The organism is Paenibacillus sp. FSL K6-1566 (assembly GCF_038050475.1).
Classification (GTDB): domain Bacteria; phylum Bacillota; class Bacilli; order Paenibacillales; family Paenibacillaceae; genus Paenibacillus_AQ; species Paenibacillus_AQ lactis.
The window spans coordinates 614,623-632,482 of sequence record NZ_JBBOSR010000001.1; the positions used below are offsets into that span (position 1 = coordinate 614,623).

The window sequence follows — 17,860 nt, forward strand, 5'->3', positions numbered from 1 at the left end:
TGACAAAAGACAGGTGCCGGAGGAACGAATCGCTGACCCGCACCTTGCGTTAGCGGCTGGAAGAAGCATTGCCGACATTTTGGTGGTGGAAAGGGAGATATCCATGAGCGCAAGCATTTTATATATCGAGGATGACCGCGATATCGGCGGATGGGTGAGTGATTTTTTGAAGGAAAAGGGCTATGGGGTGAAATGGCTCCAGAGCGGAGAAAAGGCAGTGGAAGAAGCTGCCCAATGCGCGGTTGTCGTCTTGGACGTCATGCTCCCCGGGCTCGACGGGTTTACGGTCGGACAGCGGCTGAAGAAGGCGTACCCCGGATTGCCGATTCTGATGCTGTCGGCCAGAACGTCCATCGACGACAAACTCCAGGGTCTGGAATTCGCGGACGATTACTTGACCAAGCCTTTCCACCCGGACGAGCTGGCGGCAAGGGTCGAGGTGCTGCTGCGCCGTTCTGCCGTACAATCCGCCGAACCGGTGAGGGTCAAGCATTTGACGGTTTATGAGGGCGAGAACCGGATCGTCAATGAGGATACCGGAGAGGAAATTTTGCTGACCGGCAAGCAGTATCAGATTTTTATGTACCTGCTTCAGCATCAGGGCCGCGTCATGACCAAGGAGCAGATCTATGAATCGGTATGGGGTGAGTCTTATATCGAGGGGGACAAGACGTTGATGGTTCATATCCGTTACCTGCGCGAGAAGCTGGAGCGGGACCCGGCGTCCCCGGAAATTATCGAGACGGTCCGCGGGCTCGGCTACCGGGTGAAAGCATGAAAGGGTGGAGAGCGAAGGGGCGGTTTCGCAAATCCCTGACGAATCGGTATCTGCTGCTTATTTCGGTGGCCATGATTTTCATGCCGATTCTGTTCCCGCTCGCCTCCGTGTTCTACTGGTTCGTTGCCAACACATTCATGGACGTGCCGCCGCTTCCCGACAAAAAATATGAGAATGGGACCGTATTGGAGAAAATGTGGCATAAGGAAGCAACCCAATTAGAAGGCGCATCGCCGGAGGAGATCGAGCAGAGGCTGAAATCGCTGCGGCAGGCTTATCCTGAAGTTCAGATGCTGTGGGTGGACAGCGATAGTCGAAAGCGGATCGAGCTCCCTGTGCAGGAGGATATGCCCGCGTTATGGAGCGCCCAGCATACCGTACAATTTATGAAAAATTCCGTCGGGGCCGATCCGTTCACGGTGGTCGCTTTTATCGGGGATGAGGGAGCGGACGAGGGCTTCATGGTGATGCGGATTCCGAGAAAATATATCAGCGTACAGGATCCGATCGCCAGCGAGACGACCCTGTACGGTTTATTCATGGCGACCATGTCCGGCCTCTTCATCCTGGTGTCCTGGCTGTTCTTCGTACGCATCCGCAAGCGGCTGCTGCGCCTCCGGAACGCAATGACATCCCCGAATGAAGCAACAGGCATCCCGCAGCCGGTCACGTTGACCAAGCTGGATGAGATCGGGCAGCTGGAAGAGGGCTACAACGATATGGTGAGCCAGCTGGAAGAGGGCCAGCGCCGCCAGCGCGAGGAGGAGGAGCTGCGCAAGTCGCTCATTGCGAGCTTGTCGCATGACTTGAGGACGCCATTGACGGTTATACGAAGCCATATTTTCTCTTTGGAGCGGGAGCCGCTCAGCGGGAGGGGCAAGGAATCGCTCTCCCTCATCGAGGCCAAAATCGGCGATTTGGGGGGATTAATTGATAACCTGCTATCCTATAATCTGCTCACGAGCGGCAAGGTGCAGCTAAACCTTGATGCGAAGGACGTTTTGAGACTGGTCAAAGAGAGTGCGGCCGCATGGTATCCGGTATGGGAAAAAGCAGGCATCGAGCCCGACATTGCTCTGCGCGAAGAGCCGCTGATCTGGAATGTCGATGTGTTATGGTTCCGGCGGCTGCTCGACAATTTGTTTCAAAATGTCGTGCGCCATGCCCAATCCGGTAAGTATATCGGCATTTATACCGAGGAACGCCAAGTCGAAGGCGGTGAAGAGACCGGAGCGCTGATCATCTCGGATCGCGGCCCGGGATTCGGCAGCGAGTCCCATAACAAGGGCGCAGGCATCGGGCTTGCGGTCGTGGATTTCCTAGCGAAGGAAATGGGGTTAAAATGCGAGGTTGAGAGCTCCGGCGAAGGAACGAGAATCACCATCTGGAAGCCGGGAAGCGGCGGCGTTTACCCAGGGCAGGAGCTTAATCCCGGAGGGAAGCAGGTCCGGTTTGAAGTGGACGATATGTAATAAGCCGCGACGGCCTGTAAAGCTCACTCGGAAGTTGATGATCGTGATGACGCGCAGCGCCGTGAACAAGACAAATCATTGAGGTGCGAATGAAGGAGCCGGACGTTTCCGGGTCCTTTTTTTGTGCTGTTTGCCGCCTTAACTGCGGCATTTACCTAGGGGAAGGCTAATCCTCCCTTTATTTAAAACAATCTCATAATCCAACGTGGGATATACAAGATCACATCCAGGATCAAAGTCACGTAATTGGAGAAGTTGTCTAGCTTGGTTCTTCCAGGCCAGGTTACCTTTTTCATGCGAATGACCTCATTTCGAATTGAATTGTCGGGCATATATCCATGAACGGGGGACGATAGCCAGCCGACAGTGCCTATAGAAGCAGCACCACTACCAGAAACAAGCACAGCTCGGACCTTAGGCTGTAACATGCCCTTATCCTGTTGGCCAGCGTCAGCTAGCACGCATTCAGTGATTAAGCCCTAAGTGACCATACGTAATGAGGGATTGGAAGTTTCAGTAAATTTTAGATCATCATCAATCGACGTACCAATTATTAGGGAATGAAGCCCTGTACTGCATAATCTCATACCCGTCGCACCAGCGGAGGGGGAGGAATCGGTCTGGAGAAGCGTAGCGTTCGCCTTTAAATCCGGGAAACAACCTTGTTTGGGATCATTCCGGTTTCCCGGATTTAACAGCGATCGGAAGAACGATCCGCCACCGAAGCGGCCATCGTTGCAGGAAGAGTTTATGACCGTCACCGAAGCGGCCTTAGTTGCAGGAGGAGTTTATGACCGTCACCGAAGCGGCCTTGTTGCACGGGGGTTTTATCACCACCACTCGAAGCGGTGGTGGTTGTCCTACCCATCCCCCAGCACTGCGATCATGGGTAAGGCGAGTAGTATGGCATTAGGTAGCTGCATGAGAAGTCTGAGTGCCTTATAGAAGGAGCGATGTGCGCTGACAGCGAGCAGAGGCATGGAAACTTAGAAACCTCGGATAGCACATATCTCATACCCGTCGCACCAGCGGAGGGGGAGGAATCGGTCTGGAGAAGCGGAGCGTTCGCCTTTAAATCCGGGAAACAACCTCGTTTAGGATCATTCCGGTTTCTCGGATTTAACAGCGATCGGAAGAACGATCCGCCACCGAAGCGGCCATCGTTGCAGGAAGAGTTTATGACCACCACTCGAAGCGGTGGTGGTTGTCCTACCCATCCCCCGCACTGCGATCAAGGGCAGAGCGAGCAACTGTATGAGAGTTTGAGTGCCGGCTCATAGAAACATTGTAAAGCATAACTTGATATTCGCAGGCACCAGCGGAGGGGGAGGAATCGGTCTGGAGAAGCGGAGCGCTCGCCTTTAAATCCGGGAAATAACCTCGTTTAGGATCATTCCGGTTTCCCGGATTTAACAGCGATCGGAAGAACGATCCGCCACCGAAGCGGCCTTAGTTGCACGAAGCTAGGAGCGCGCTCTACCCTGATTCGCTTTTTTAAAGAAAATTTAAACTTGCCCCCGACCGCCGTTTAACCTTGACCAAGTACGATGGTTTACGAGGTGATGAACGTGACGGAACTCGTCATTCAAACAAAGGGACTTTATAAAACATACAAAAAACGCGCAGCAGTCGAGGACTTGAATCTGGAGATCGCGCGCGGTGACATTTACGGCTTTCTCGGGCCGAACGGGGCCGGAAAGACAACGACGATCCGGATGCTGCTCGGGCTGATCCAGCCGACGCGCGGAGCCATTCATCTATTCGGCAAGGATTTGAAGAGCGAGAAAATGGACATCTTGCGCCGTACCGGCTCGCTTGTAGAATATCCGTCGTATTATGGACATTTGACGGCGGTGGAAAATTTGGAGGCCATCCGCCGGATCACCGGCAGCCCGAAATCCCGCATTGCGGAAGTGCTGGAAATCGTCTCTCTGACGAAAGAGGCGAAGCGCCCGGTGAAGGGATATTCCCTCGGCATGAAGCAGCGACTCGGGATTGCGGCTGCCCTGCTGAACAATCCGGAGCTGCTGATTCTTGATGAACCGACCAACGGATTGGACCCGTCCGGGATTCATGAAATCCGGGAGCTGATCAAAAACATGCCGCGACAATACGGCATCACCGTTCTGGTCTCCAGTCATCTGTTGGGCGAGGTCGAGCAGATGGCCGACAAGGTTGGCATCATCCGTGAAGGCCGAATGGTATTCCAGGATTCGATCGATAACCTGATCCGGACGGCTTCCAGCGGCTTCCGCCTGACGGTGTCGGAGCCGGAGGACGCTCTGCAGCTCGCGCTGGATCTTGGCTGCGAAGGCACGCTCAGAAACCATGTGCTCGAGCTGGAATCAATGCAGGATGCCAAGGTGGCGCTGCTCGTCAAGCGGCTGGTCGAGAATCGGCATGCGGTATATCGGGTCGAGGAGAAGCGGAAGTCGCTCGAGGATATCTTCATGCAAATCGTAGGGGAGGGGAGCCGCCCATGATGGTCCGAGCACTGTCAGCCGATTGGCTGAAAATCCGGGGCAAAGGCATTTGGTTTCTCGCCGCGCTGGGACCGATCGGGCTGGTGGCGATGCAGGGCCTAAACTTCGGACTGCGGTATGACTACTTGATGAAGTCCTATGCGGATGATCCGTGGGGCGGCTTGCTGGAGAACGTACTGTTCTTCGTGCCGATCGCGCTGTTCCTTGGCATCACGCTGGTCTGCTCCCTCATGGCAAACGTCGAGCACCAGCTCAGCTCCTGGAAGCAGCTGCTGGCATTGCCGATTTCACGAACGGCCGTGTTCAGCGCGAAATTCGTGCAGGCGTTCCTGATTCTGTGCGTTTCCTGCATTTTGCTGACATTAGGTACGGCTGGCTTGGGGCTGCTGCTGGGGATGGGCGTCGAGCAGATGCCGTATCTGGATCTGCTGCGGATCGGCTTTGTCCAGTTGTTCGCCGCACTACCGATGCTTGCGCTCCAGCTGTGGCTGTCGCTGACGCTGAAGAATCAGGGCTTGCCGGTAAGCATCGGCATTACGGCATCGGTCGTGTCCATGTTCGCCTTCCAATTTCCGAATTGGATGCCGCTCAAGTGGCCGCTGCTAGCGTATATGGGGCCGGGCGACGCGAAAGTAATCGGTGCGGGCCTGCTGCTGGGCGTTGTCATTGCTTGCGCCGGGCTGATTCATTTTAACCGGAAGGATGTGGATTGAGATGACGGCCTATACAAGAGCGGTGTCCTGCGAGTGGCTAAAATTATCGAAGTCAAGACTGTGGGTACAGATTCTTATGTGCGCGGCCCTGGTTATGCTGCTCGGCATTGTGGAAGGCTCATCGAATCCGATCGCGCCTTGGGAAGCGCTGGTCGGCATAATGAGCATCCTGCATGCGATGCTCTTTCTGCCCATCATGACGGGGATTTTCAGCGCAATGGTGTGCCGGTATGAGCATTCGGGCGGAGGCTGGAAGCAGCTGCTGGTGCTGCCTGTCTCGCGCAGCGCGGTTTATTTTGCGAAGTTTACCGTAGTCAGCCTGCTGCTCGCAGTCGTGCAGGCACTGTTCCTCGCAGCGGTGCTGGGAGCAGGGATGATCAAGGGGATCGACGCTTCGATTCCGTGGGACATGATGGGACGCAGCCTGCTTGGCGGCTGGGTGGCCTGCCTGCCGCTCGCAGCCTTACAGCTTGGCGTGTCCACGGCTTGGAGCAGCTTTGCCGCTCCGCTGGCACTGAACGTGGTGTTTACGATTCCGAATATGCTCGTGGCGAATTCGGAAACCTATGCGCCGTATTATCCATGGGCTCAGCCGTTTTTGGCCATGATGCCCCAGGGACAGGCCGGCTTCGGAGCGTTCAATCTGCCGTTCGAAAGCCTGATGATGGTGGTGGTCGGCGGGTTCCTGCTGTTCTTTATCGCGGGTCTTATCTATTTTCAGCGGAAGGAAATATAGCTCGTGGAGGACTCTCCAACCGACCGAAATTGCGCAGACGGAATCTTGCTCGACATAAAAAGAGCTGTTCTTGAGGACGCGTCCTAAGAACAGCTCTTGTTTTTCCATGATGGAAATGAACCCTATGAACTATGCAAAATTCTGTTAAGCTTTACTGCAAGTTGTTCGCGAATACCGGCAGCTCCACCCAAACATACGGCGTCGTGGATGCCTTCAGCCCGTACTCGATGATCGTAATGACGGCAATCGTCTCGGCGGGATCGACCGCAGGCTTGCCTGTCTCGAAGAAGTGCACCAGATTCTCGATGAACGCCCCGAAGAAGTTGGAGTTCGCCGTTGCCTGCTTGAAGCTGCCGGAGTCGTAACGAACACCTAGCGTAAATGGGCAATTGTCCCCGAGGTGGTTCACTGCAGCCTGGCGTCCTTCGCCGAAGTCGATCAGCAGGGCGGGAGACGCCTCGGTTCCGGTGAACATGACGCGTTTCGGATTCGAGCCCATCAGCTGGACGATCGGCTCGATCTGATGGATGGAATAATTCGAGAAAGCACCGGGTCCCCAGCTGCTGATCGTTTGAATCCCTGCGGGTTCAAGCTCGGCATACTCGCTGGCGAAGCGAAGCGCCGAGGTCGAGTACATCGGCGTTCCATGCTTCCCGGCCAGCTCGAACAGACGGATGGCCGTCTCGCGATCAGGCGCAAACGTTTTGTCGATATACGTAGGCTTCCCGGAAGCCAGCGGCAGCTGCGACAGCTCCTCATGGTACTCGGGATTGTCCGGGGACAGAACGATCAGATAGTCGCTTCGTTCAACGACCTCCTCGATGGAATGCACCTGCTCGATCCCGTTCTCCTTGCACCAAGCTTCATTGGTGAGGCCGCCTTCTTTGTCCTGTTTGCCGTAGGCGCAGACGACTTTCATGGTTCCGTTGCTTGCCTGCTCAATCCAACCGGGATATTTATTCGCATGGAACTGGTCGAGATGCAGATCGACAAATCCGATTTTTTTCATAAAACCTACGCCTCCCTGACGTTTCGAACTGGGTTAGTTGCTGCTCTGGGCTACGGGCTGAAGCGATACCTCTGCTCCCTTGTCGGACGAATCATAGATCGCCTGGATGATCTGAGAGGACAGAATGACCGTATCGATATGCGATGGCTGCTTCTCCCCGGTCTGGATGGAGCGGATAAAGCCATCGATCTCGTTCTGGAACATGTTGCCGATATTGAATTTCGGCGTCGTTTCAAGCAGCGCGCCGTCCTTCGCGGTATAGAAGGTGAACTCGGCCCCGTATTTCAGACGGATGCCGCCTTTGTCGCCCAGGAAGTCGATGAACATTTCTTCGGCTCCGATATTTTGCGCCCACGCTCCGTTTAAGGAGATCGTAGGACCTTCCGTCCGAATGAGGGCCGTAACGAAATCGTCGACGTCATATGTGCCATCGTATTTCGGCGGGCCTGCCCACATCTTGAGGAAGGTGTAGTCCTCCATATCCTTACCGAGCTTGCAGTAAGCCTGGCCGGAAACGGTTTGCGGTTTCGGATCGCCGGTACAGTACATGACGACATCCAGGAAATGAACGCCCCAGTCGATCAGCGCGCCGCCGCCGGCGATCGCCTTCGTCGTAAATGCGCCGCCGAGACCCGGGATGGAGCGGTGGGCACGGAAGCTGGCATAGACATGGTACAGCTCGCCGAGCTCGCCGTTTTGGATCATGTTCTTGATACGGTTAACGCTTTCATTATAACGGTTCACAACCCCGATATTGAGCGTCTTGCCGGTCTCGTGCTGAACCTTCTGCATCTCGAGTGCTTCGGCATAGGTCCGTGCTGCAGGCTTTTCGCATAATACGTGCTTGCCGGCCCGCAGGCAGTCGATGGCGATCGAGGCATGAACATCGTTCGGCGTGCAGATGGATACAGCGTCAACCTCCGGATCGTTCAGCACTTGCCGGTAATCCGAAACAGCTTGGCCGCATTCATATTTGGAAACGGCAGCCTCCGCCCGGTCCAGGGCAATGTCACAGAAGTATTTGATTTCAGCATCTTCGTTGGCTATGTAGGCGGGAATATGAGCGCTGTTGGCAATCGTGCCGCAGCCAATGACGGCAATTGTAATTTTGTTCATCGGTTCTCCTCCAAAATCGTGGATTTGTTAAAGCCTGCGTAATGGTGACGCCGAATTGAACTTTCATTAGTTTCTTGCACAGAGTATACCATGGGCTGCATGCATTCGGATTTCACTATTGTGTTTATTTATTGGATTATCGTTCAGGGTTAAAAAAAACAAGGTTCGCGATCTAATAGGCGTTCTTCTTATAGTAAGCCGGAGTTGTGCCGGTATATTTCTTGAAGATGCGGCAAAAGTAGGGCAGCTCGTTAAATCCCACCTTATAGCATACCTCCGTGACGGTCAGCTCGGGCTGCGCGAGCAGTCTCATCGCCATGCGGACCCGGAAGTTGGTCACATACTGGCTGAAGGTACGGCCGGTCACCTCTTTGAAATGCCGGCAGAAGTTCGTCCGGGACATCATCGTGACGGCACACAGCTCCTGCAGGCTGAGGGGCTTATCGTAATGGTTATGGATAAACTCGATGGACTTCATAATGGGCTCGCGATACTGGTTGTTGGGACCCGTCAATCCGGCGGCCCCGTTCTCCTCCAGCTCCCGGCTCAGGATGCCAAGCAGCTTGAGCAGATTCGCCTTAAGCAGCAGCTCAAAGCGGGGGCCTCGCCGTCCGAATTCGGCAAGCATCTCGGTCATCAGCTCCCTGACGGCAAGATCACTGCTGCTGGAGAGCATGATTTTGAGCGGGATTTTGTCTTCAGGTACCATGAACGACTCGATAAAGGCTTGGTCGAACCCGCCGGATTCTTCCGTGCGGGCATGCAGATGCTCGTTAATGAACTCGGGCATAAACTCGCAGCCGAGCACTTCAAGCTCTTTTCCTGGAAGCATTTCAACCCTGTGCACGCTGTAGGGAGGAAGGACGAATATGCTGCCCTGGGTCATCCGGTATTTCTGGCCGAACAGGGTGTGGTCGAACTCTCCCCGGCTGATGTACCAGATTTGGAAGTAGTCGTGCATATGGTCCGACAGGCTGCCGAATTCCTCGGTAATCCGGTATATTTTGCACGGCAGGCCGCTGATCATCTCCAGCTCCGACGTAAAGTAGGCGATGCCCCGGCGGGTGCATTCGGCAATATCGGGCTTGATCCAGTGAATGGCCATCTCGTTGTCCTCCTGAAAGATATCTTCGCTGAATTTGATAGTTTTTCATCCTATAGACTATTCATAGCATAACGCATTCATGGCATGAAGGAAGAGGGAAATATAGTATCAATCAGGCAAGATATGAGCGACAAACTGTCCTATGCGTTCAAGCGACGGAAATAAAAGTTCTACCAGGGGAATTATGGTATAATTGAAGAGACAAGGTAACCGGTGGGAGTGACGCGGCGAAGCTAACCCGAAAGGGGGTGACGCCGTGTCCCTTCTTGAATTGACGCTCAAGCTCCTGGACGGAATGCTAAAGCTGGTCGGCATTATTACTGGCCTGAATGCTTTAGTTAACGCCTCCCGGAAACGATCGCGGCCAAACAAGAAAAGCCACCGGGAATAGGTTGGCGCCTAGCTATCCGGTGGCTTTTCATTGAATTGTGAAATCCTCGCCGTGGTCGCCCACCGGCCTTTGTTAGAAGTCGCGATGTGTCCAGCATCGCGGCTTTTTAAGTTTACGCATCTTTAACCAAAGTATACCACAAAAGCATGAAAACAACACACAGGCATTTCAATGGATGAAGCATGCCCACTGCATTTCAGCACAGAGCGGTATGGCGGCAATAGGGTTGCTAGCGGCGGAATTCGTCCAGCATCTGCGCCTTGATCTCCTCGATCGGAAATTGCTGGGGATAGGTGGAGATCATGAGCATGATGCCTTGGAGCGTAGAGGAAAAATAAAGCGAGCGCTTGCGCGGTTCGGCGACGCCGAGCCGCTCGAATATCCTGCACTGGAGCTCGAACTGCCGCGCCGCTTCCTCTACGAGGAGCCTGCTGTACTTGATCAGCTCCTGATCAGCTTCGGGCTGAGTCTGGAGATGGAGATAGAACCGGTGCTCCTCCGGCTTTTGGTAGACGCTGTCGATCGCGTGCCCGATAATGAACTTCAGCTGCTCAATAGGTTCGGTGAGCGCAGCTGCATCCTGCATGACTTGCGCGATGGCCCCGATGCGTTCCGTTACCATCGTGGCGAGCAGCTCCTCCTTGCCTTGAAAGTAATTATACATAAGGCCTTTGGATATCCCGGCATGGCGGGCTACATCGCTGATGGAGGTGGCGTGGTAGCCTTGGCGGATAAACAAGTCCATCGCGGCCTCCAAAATGTTGGCTTTCGCCATTTGTCGAATGCGTTCGTTCTCGCTAGGTGTCCGCGGCATGAATCCTTCAGTCCTCCACAAAATCGGTAATATGCTGAGATACAGCTTCAGGATGAGTCAGCGTGACCATATGATCGGCCCCTGTTATCCTGACGAATCGGATATCCGGAACTCTCTGAAAGCTTTCGGCGACCAGCAGGTTATCAGGAAGTTCCTGGTCTCCGATGATGAATAGCGTTCTGGTCTGAATCTCTTCGAGCCGCTCGTAGGCAGGCGGCGTCGGCCAGATCGGCGCAAAGGCGGCGGCAGGCCACGTAAAAGTACGCAAGAAATGGCGGCGCAGCATGTCAACCATGAGCTCCCGCTGGGGGCTGTTCCTGGCCACCTCATAGGACGGGGCGCCGATCGAACGCTCAATCATCAGCTCTACGTCCGGAGCGGCTTCGCCCACGTGTTTCATATAGTCCTGGAATTCATCGGAATACGGATAGCCGGATAAGGCAGGTGCGATCAGGACTAACTCCGATACTCTTTCAGGATAATGGATCGCGAATTCGGTGGCAATCTGGCCGCCCATGGAGTGGCCGACGATGGCGGCCTGCGGAAGGTTAAGGTAGTCGAGCAGGGACAGTACATCAAGAATATAGTTGGGCTGCCCGACAGGAGAAGGGGAGTTGCCGATTCCTCTACCGTCCATCGCAATCACTTGAAAGCGATCTTGGAGCAGCGGCGTGATGAGGCTCCAGTCCCGCGAATCGGCGCCGCCGCTGTGAATCATCAAGATCGGCTTCCCCTTGCCGTGAATCTCGTAATACAAATCCATGTGAACACCCTCCATTCATTTTCCGAAATATGGATCGGCCGATGCGTTTATTTTATTATTGGTTGACTGGTTAGTCAATAGAAAAAAACAGAGGAATACGATCACCTATCAACGAAAAATTGACACCGAAACCACGGGCGCCGGCATTCAAAAAGCTCCCCCCGAGCCGTAAGCACGGTGCTCGAAGGGAGCTGCATCTCTTATTGTAGAATATGAATTATTGCTGGGCCTTCAAAATCGCAAACCCGTACGCAGGCAGCTTCACGGTCAGCTGGCCTTGCTTCGCGCTAAGCGATTGACCGTTCCACAGGTTGGTCCATTGCTGGTGCTGCACAGGCAAGGAAATGGTATTGCCGGCTCTATCGTTGTTGACCGCCACGATGATCGTTTCGTTGTCGTCCTCCCGCAGGTAGGCAAGCTTGCCGCCGTTCTTCTCCGCCTGCAGGAACTTGAAGGAGCCTGTGCGCAGCGCCGGATGGGACTTACGCAGCTTGATGAGGGTCTGGTAGAACGTGAACAGATCCTTGTCGTGCTTGGTCTCATCCCACTCCATGCATTTGCGGCAGCCCGGATCGTGTCCGCCGTCCATGCCGATTTCGTCGCCATAGTAAATGCAAGGGGTGCCGAAATAAGTGAACTGGAACATGGCCGCAAGCTTCATCAGGCGCTTGTCGCCGCCGGCCTGTGTCAGCAGTCTCGCGGTATCGTGGCTGTCCAGCAGATTGAACATCACTTCGCTTGCCTGTCTCGGGTAGCCCGCAAGCTGCTTGCCCAGCATGAAGGAGAACTTCTCCGCATCCGCAGTGCGGTTAATGAAGAAGTCCAGCACCGCATTCGTGAACGGATAGTTCATGACGGCGTCGAACTGGTCCCCTTCGAGCCAGATGGAGGACTCGTGCCATACTTCACCCAGGATGTAGGCGTCAGGATTGGCTTTTTTCACGACCTGACGGAATTCGCGCCAGAAGCTGTGTCCGACCTCGTTGGCAACGTCCAGGCGCCAGCCGTCGATGCCTGTCTCTTTGATCCAGTATTCGGCAGCCTTCAGGAGGTAAGCCCGCACCTCCGGATTCTCCGTGTTCAGCTTCGGCATGAGCGGCTCGAAGGCGAAGGTATCGTATGTCGGGATGCCGTCCACCACTTCAAGCGGCAGGGAACGGATATAGAACCAGTCCTTGTATTTCGATTTTTCACCGTTCTTCTGCACGTCCACGAATGGCGCGAACGTTCTGCCGGAATGGTTGAAGACCGCATCCAGCAGGACGCGGATCCCCCGCGCGTGGCACAGGTCCACCAGCTTCTTCAGCGTATCTTTATCCCCGAACTGAGGGTCGATTTCCAAATAGTCTTCCGTATCGTATTTATGGTTGGTCGTTGCCTTAAACAGCGGCGTGAAATAGATCGCGTTGACGCCAAGCTCGCTCAGATGATCCAAATGATCGATCACCCCTTGGAGGTCACCGCCGAAGAAGTTGTTCGGCGTCGGCTCTGCGCTTCCCCATGGCAGTGCGCCTTCCGGATCGTTGCCCGGGTCGCCGTTTGCGAAACGCTCAGGGAAAATCTGATAGAATACGGCGTCCTTCACCCAAGCCGGCGGCTGGAATACGTCATCCGGGTTAATGAACGGGTACTCGAACAGACGATCCGGATTAGCCGGCGGCTCCGTCAGGAAGTCATATTCCGTCATCCAGCGCTTCTCCTGCCCCTTCTGGAGCAGGAAGCCGTATTTCAGGCGGCGGTATGGCGGCGTAGCCTCGCACTCCCAATAGTCGAACAGCTCATCCGTGGCCAGCTTGGTCATCGGAATGTATTCCATCGTCTGATCCCACATGTATTTATCGCCGGCAAGCGCGTAGACTTCGGTGAGATCATCCTTTTTCGTACGGATTCTGAGGTGGACGGTCGTTCCGTCATAGGCGTAGGACCAGTTTTTGCGCGGGCGATGATAAATGGCTTCCAAGAACATCGATAAATTCCTCCCTTGATTGATAAAATTAAAAAAAGGCACACCCAGGACTAAAAAATAGCCGAGGTTGTACCTTTTGTAAGTAGGGGATTTTGCAAAATCCGATTCCAGCCGCTTCAGGGCCACAATATACAGACGAATTAAACCGTTTCGATCTCTATATTGATGATTGAACTATGGATTTGTGCAAAACCTCAAGTAAGATAACATTGCCTTTAAATTATGAATTTGATGACTCTGCTAAAAATATACCATGCGGTCTGCGACGATACAAGCCCTAAGCCGGGAACAATCAAGTTTCAGCAGCCAATCATAGTACCGTGCCTGTGCCAGTACGGGTATGATTGCGGGTTTCAGGGGCATGAATGATGCTATAATTAGAAGAAGAGGGACAAGCCTGGACGGATAAACGATAAAGGGGATGACAAAGAATGCATTACGATGATCAGGTGAAGAACCGCGTGAAGCGGATTGAGGGACAGCTTCGGGGGATATTGAAAATGATGGAGGAGGCGAAGGATTGCCGGGAGGTCATTACGCAATTAACGGCTGCCCGAACGGCGATCGACCGCACGATTGGTGTCGTGGTCAGCGCCAATCTGGTGGATTGCGTGCGCAAGGCCGAGTTGGACGGCGAGAATACCGAGAAGCTCGTGCAAGAAGCGGTGAACCTCCTCGTCAAGAGCAGGTAGGCCTCCCGGCAATCCCAAGCGGTGAGAAGGGGAGAAGCGGGGGGCACTGTGTCTTAAATGTTAATTTGCTGCGAGTGGTTCATGAAATGGATCAGGATCGGACAAAATGGGTAAATAAATGTAATGACTTCTTAAAGGAGGGTACTCAGATGTCTGTCAATGAGCAAATTATTCTGGCCAAGCGTCCGCAAGGGATGCCGAATCAGGCGGATTTTGCGTTCGAGGAACAGCCCATGCCTGTTCCGCAGGCCGGCGAAGTGCTGGTGCGGACGGTGTATCTTTCGGTTGACCCGTATATGCGGGGAAGAATGAGCGAAGCGAAAAGCTACGTCAAGCCTTATGAGGTGGGCGAGGTCATTCAGGGCGGCGCGGTCGGCCAGGTCATGGAATCCACGCACCCGGGATTTCGGGAAGGCGATTTCGTTGCAGGCAATTGGGGCTGGCGGAGATACGCGGTTGTGAGCTCATCCACACTGCGCAAGATCAATCCGGAGCTGGCTCCCGTATCGACCGCACTGGGCGTGCTCGGGATGACCGGCTTGACGGCGTACTTCGGGCTCCTCGACATCGGCCAGCCCCAGGCTGGCGAGACCGTCGTTATATCCGGGGCCGCCGGGGCCGTCGGCATGATCGTTGGACAGATCGCCAAGATTAAGGGAACCCGGGTGATCGGCATTGCCGGATCGGATGAGAAGATAAGGTATTTAACGGAGGAGCTGGGTTTTGACGCGGCTCTGAATTATCGCTCGGAGACGTTTGAGGATGAGCTTCGGGAGGCTTGTCCCGACGGCGTGGACATTTACTTCGATAACGTCGGCGGGGAAGTCTCCGATGCGGTGCTGCGTCTGATTAACAAAAATGCGCGCATTCCGATTTGCGGACAAATTGCGCTGTACAATCTGGAGAAGCCGGATACGGGTCCGCGGATTCAAAGCCTGCTGCTGACCAATACGGCCTTGATGAAGGGATTTCTCGTCGGCGATTATCAGAGCCGGTACAATGAAGCGCTTCACGAGCTGGCCGAGTGGCTGCGGGACGGAAAGATTAAGTATGCCGAGAATATCATCGAAGGCTTCGAGAATACGCCGGAGGCGTTCCTGGGGCTGTTCAGCGGGGAGAATCTCGGAAAACAGCTGGTGAAAGTAAGCGAGGAGCAGAATTGACCCATTGGATTCGGGCATCCGGCAAATAGAAAAAAGAGTGGCGGCCGCACAAAGGCTTGGCTCAAAGAAGAGCCCTTGCACCGTGCGATCGGCACTCTTTTTTTCGTGACACGCCCTGTCTCACATGGCCGCTTCGGGGCCCGTGATTTGCTGATACTGGCGGTACATGGAGATGCGCCAGTGTACGATCATTCCGTATGCGAGCAGGAAGAACAGCGCCGCGGTCTGCGGAATGGAAATATGCTGCTCAATATACCCGTGCAGCAGGAGCCTGAAGGCCAGCAGGCCAAGCAGGATGTAGACAAAGCTGCGAGACTTCTGCATGAAGATCTGCCCGTCCACCTTCTCGAACCGGGTGCTCCGAATGAGCGGATAGGAGAAGATAAACCAGCCGACAAGAAATGCGATGATCCCCCACCATATCGGGATTCGCACCTGCTTCTCCACGAACATCAGAAATCCTGTGCTCATCGCGAGCGGCGGAATAATGATCTTCCTAACGGTTACCGGCCGGTGGCTGGCCTTCATCCGAATGAATATCACCGTCAAGGCCATGACGAGCATCGCGACCGTGGAGCCTATTTGAAGAATTGGGGAATTGAAATCAACCACAATTCAGAACCTCTTTCCCTAAGTAAGATGAGATGGCTATATTCTGTTCCTTGATTATAGCATATTCTCATGACAGGCAAAATGAGGGGCGAGAGAAGCTGTCGCAAGCTTAGTTGTCCGTCCACCGGTTCGCGAGACATCGGGCGGGAGCTATCATTGTACTGCGCCGCCTGGACAGGCACACGGAGAGGAAGTGGAGTCTGAATGAACGTTCAGTCTCTGCGCTGTGCGTTCAGTCCCTGGATGAATATCTGGATCATGTACGCGAGGCTTTCGTCCAGGGACAGATCCATGGCAAACTGGCCTCCCCGTTCCAGGGAGGAAAAGCCGTGGCACAGGCTTCGGAGCGTCCGGACCGAGTGCAGCGCCTCGGCTTCTTCAAGTCCGTAGTGGGCGAGCACCTGCAGCAGCAGCCCGACAATGTCATCGCCGATCTGCTTCGTGTCCGCATGGTCGGGTTGGATCGGCTGAAGAGCGGCCTCATATAGGCCGGGGTGCGTTCTGGCGAACTCGACATAGGCGATGCAAACGTGTCGAAGAGCCTCCTCGCCGGAACGGCCGGCGACAGCCTTCAGCAGCCGCTCATGCAGAATCTGGAGGCCATACTGCGTTAAAGCGGCATGCAGGCCGGGAAGCCCGTCGACATGGTTATACAGCGACGGGGATCTGACGCCTAGCCGCCCGGCCAGCGCGGCCAGCGTAACGGAGTGGAAGCCGCCCTGGTCGGCGAGCTCCGCCGCGGCCTGTAGGAGCTGGTGGCGATCAATGCCGGGTCTTGGACTCATTGCGCAGCCCTCCCGATGCGTCTTTGCGCCTCTTCAATTGCACGCTGCATGCGCGCCTCCGGCTGTGTAATCATCGGACCATGCCCGACGGCCAGCACGGCCGGCTGAAGCGCTGCATGGGCAATCGCGGTCGACAGAGCCAGCTCCTTGCTCCAGGTTGCCATTGCCGGGAAAGGGAACCACGGGCGGAGCACGCCGGAGACTGCCAGCCCGCCGCGGGTCTGCCAGGCGTCCCCGGCGATCAGAATGCCGCTGCGCTGGTCCAGAAACGCCATATGTCCCGGCGTGTGGCCAGGCGACGCGAGCGCTTTAAGCGAGCCGACGCTGTCGCCGTCCTCAAGCAGTACATCCGGCACCGCCTTTACCGCTTTAGGCTTAGGCACACCGCCGCGGATCGCGGTTTGCGGCTCGCCCGGGAGCAGATCCCGATTGCCTGCGAGCAGCTGCGCATCCCGCCTGGAGATATAGACGGCGGCCTGAGGCAGCGCCTTCTTCAGCCCGTCGAGGGCGCCGATATGGTCATCGTGGGCATGGGTTAACAGGATGCGCGTAATCGGCTTTCCGATCGCCGCTGCGGCTTCGAGGATGCCTTTCTCGGAAAACGGCATGCCGGCATCAATCAGCGTCAAGCCGTCATTTTCTTCAACGAGATAGACATTAACGGGAAATAGGCGGGGCAGAAACGAAACTTGGGTAACCTGTTCGATCGTGCGGGTTAACATGGAAATCAATCCCCTCTCGCTCAAAACTAATTATGTTAGTATATTAACTAATATCATTAGTTTTAGCAAGCCTGATTTTAAATATTTCTTGAACATGCAAGATGCGACACTAAAAAATTTATAATTTTACCAAAATTTGAGTGCAATTTTATAGCGTATACGTTACCATAAAGAATAGATATTCCGGAAAAAAATGTAGATTATTTTTAAACATTTATGCAAAGGGTGAGAGGGCGGACGAGATGGACTTTTTCAAGCGTATCGTTCTGTTGATGCTGATGTATACCTTCTCGGCAGTGCTGCTGTACGTGGCCAGCGAGCATGCGCCGTATCTGCTTCCGGTCATCTGGTTCTCGGCGCTCTTGCTGTTGCTGTGCGGAATTGCTTACTTAGGCTATCATTATTTATATAAGGGCCGCAGAAGAAGCTAGCAGATGGCCGTATTCGCCTGTCCGACCGCCGGACAGGCTTTTTTGCTGTCTTTTTCAAAATAATAAAACGATTCCCGATGCTGTACGGTCTTTACTATAGTGAGGATTT

Annotated in this window: 18 protein-coding genes; 9 read left to right on the forward strand and 9 right to left on the reverse strand. The window is 54.6% G+C overall.

The genetic code is table 11. The features are described from left to right. Positions 1 to 103 precede the first annotated feature (103 nt). From NST08_RS02670 to NST08_RS02690, 5 genes are all read left to right on the forward strand, one after another. The gene (locus NST08_RS02670) at positions 104 to 778 is read left to right on the forward strand and encodes a response regulator transcription factor (RefSeq protein WP_007130515.1); all 675 of its coding nucleotides are present in this window, start codon (positions 104 to 106) and stop codon (positions 776 to 778) included. Beyond that, positions 775 to 2,250, forward strand: a complete 1,476-nt coding sequence (locus tag NST08_RS02675; RefSeq protein ID WP_210094219.1) for a sensor histidine kinase — start codon at positions 775 to 777, stop codon at positions 2,248 to 2,250. The genes NST08_RS02670 and NST08_RS02675 overlap by 4 nt, the downstream gene beginning before the upstream one ends. 1,562 nt (positions 2,251 to 3,812) lie before the next feature. Continuing rightward, positions 3,813 to 4,733: an ABC transporter ATP-binding protein gene (locus tag NST08_RS02680; protein WP_387733350.1), complete on the forward strand. Its 921-nt coding sequence runs from the start codon at positions 3,813 to 3,815 to the stop codon at positions 4,731 to 4,733. Then, positions 4,730 to 5,446: an ABC transporter permease gene (locus tag NST08_RS02685; RefSeq protein ID WP_341341418.1), complete on the forward strand. Its 717-nt coding sequence runs from the start codon at positions 4,730 to 4,732 to the stop codon at positions 5,444 to 5,446. The genes NST08_RS02680 and NST08_RS02685 overlap by 4 nt, the downstream gene beginning before the upstream one ends. Position 5,447: 1 nt before the next feature. Next, the gene (locus NST08_RS02690; protein ID WP_007130510.1) at positions 5,448 to 6,182 is read left to right on the forward strand and encodes an ABC transporter permease; all 735 of its coding nucleotides are present in this window, start codon (positions 5,448 to 5,450) and stop codon (positions 6,180 to 6,182) included. Positions 6,183 to 6,333: 151 nt separating this feature from the next. On the opposite strand, the gene NST08_RS02695 is transcribed toward NST08_RS02690, so the two are convergent. From NST08_RS02695 to NST08_RS02705, 3 genes are all read right to left on the reverse strand, one after another. After that, positions 6,334 to 7,191, reverse strand: a complete 858-nt coding sequence (locus tag NST08_RS02695) for a hypothetical protein (RefSeq protein ID WP_341341419.1) — start codon at positions 7,189 to 7,191, stop codon at positions 6,334 to 6,336. 33 nt (positions 7,192 to 7,224) lie between these two features. Continuing rightward, on the reverse strand, positions 7,225 to 8,307 hold the full coding sequence (locus tag NST08_RS02700; protein WP_028404750.1) for a Gfo/Idh/MocA family protein: 1,083 nt from the start codon (positions 8,305 to 8,307) through the stop codon (positions 7,225 to 7,227). A 172-nt stretch (positions 8,308 to 8,479) separates the two neighbouring features. Then, positions 8,480 to 9,412, reverse strand: a complete 933-nt coding sequence (locus tag NST08_RS02705) for an AraC family transcriptional regulator (protein WP_341341420.1) — start codon at positions 9,410 to 9,412, stop codon at positions 8,480 to 8,482. Between the two features lie 256 nt (positions 9,413 to 9,668). On the opposite strand from NST08_RS02705, the gene NST08_RS02710 reads away from it, so the two are divergent. Further along, positions 9,669 to 9,803 carry a hypothetical protein gene (locus NST08_RS02710; RefSeq protein ID WP_260842868.1) on the forward strand — a complete coding sequence of 45 codons (135 nt, stop codon included), beginning with the start codon at positions 9,669 to 9,671 and terminating at the stop codon, positions 9,801 to 9,803. A gap of 229 nt (positions 9,804 to 10,032) precedes the next feature. On the opposite strand, the gene NST08_RS02715 is transcribed toward NST08_RS02710, so the two are convergent. From NST08_RS02715 to NST08_RS02725, 3 genes are all read right to left on the reverse strand, one after another. Further along, positions 10,033 to 10,617, reverse strand: a complete 585-nt coding sequence (locus NST08_RS02715; protein WP_007130506.1) for a TetR/AcrR family transcriptional regulator — start codon at positions 10,615 to 10,617, stop codon at positions 10,033 to 10,035. A 7-nt stretch (positions 10,618 to 10,624) separates the two neighbouring features. After that, complete coding sequence (locus NST08_RS02720) at positions 10,625 to 11,380, reverse strand: alpha/beta fold hydrolase (protein ID WP_341341421.1); 756 nt, start codon at positions 11,378 to 11,380, stop codon at positions 10,625 to 10,627. A gap of 217 nt (positions 11,381 to 11,597) precedes the next feature. Next, a complete protein-coding gene (locus tag NST08_RS02725; RefSeq protein WP_007130504.1) occupies positions 11,598 to 13,346 on the reverse strand; it encodes an alpha-glycosidase in 1,749 nt (582 codons plus the stop codon). A 431-nt stretch (positions 13,347 to 13,777) separates the two neighbouring features. On the opposite strand from NST08_RS02725, the gene NST08_RS02730 reads away from it, so the two are divergent. After that, positions 13,778 to 14,038, forward strand: a complete 261-nt coding sequence (locus NST08_RS02730; protein ID WP_007130503.1) for a metal-sensitive transcriptional regulator — start codon at positions 13,778 to 13,780, stop codon at positions 14,036 to 14,038. Between the two features lie 149 nt (positions 14,039 to 14,187). Beyond that, positions 14,188 to 15,201, forward strand: a complete 1,014-nt coding sequence (locus NST08_RS02735; protein WP_007130502.1) for an NADP-dependent oxidoreductase — start codon at positions 14,188 to 14,190, stop codon at positions 15,199 to 15,201. 120 nt (positions 15,202 to 15,321) lie between these two features. Here the strand turns inward: NST08_RS02735 and NST08_RS02740 are convergent, their stop codons facing one another. The 3 genes from NST08_RS02740 to NST08_RS02750 form a co-directional block, all read right to left on the reverse strand. Beyond that, positions 15,322 to 15,813: a CcdC family protein gene (locus NST08_RS02740; RefSeq protein ID WP_007130501.1), complete on the reverse strand. Its 492-nt coding sequence runs from the start codon at positions 15,811 to 15,813 to the stop codon at positions 15,322 to 15,324. Between the two features lie 212 nt (positions 15,814 to 16,025). Continuing rightward, entirely contained in the window at positions 16,026 to 16,598 is a 573-nt protein-coding gene (locus NST08_RS02745) for a TetR/AcrR family transcriptional regulator (protein WP_007130500.1), read from the reverse strand. Next, on the reverse strand, positions 16,595 to 17,320 hold the full coding sequence (locus tag NST08_RS02750; RefSeq protein WP_341341422.1) for an MBL fold metallo-hydrolase: 726 nt from the start codon (positions 17,318 to 17,320) through the stop codon (positions 16,595 to 16,597). Before NST08_RS02750 ends, NST08_RS02745 begins: the two co-directional genes overlap by 4 nt. Before the next feature lie 242 nt (positions 17,321 to 17,562). Between NST08_RS02750 and NST08_RS02755 the strand changes: the two genes are divergently transcribed. Continuing rightward, entirely contained in the window at positions 17,563 to 17,751 is a 189-nt protein-coding gene (locus NST08_RS02755) for a hypothetical protein (RefSeq protein ID WP_007130498.1), read from the forward strand. The last annotated feature ends 109 nt before the right edge of the window (positions 17,752 to 17,860 follow it).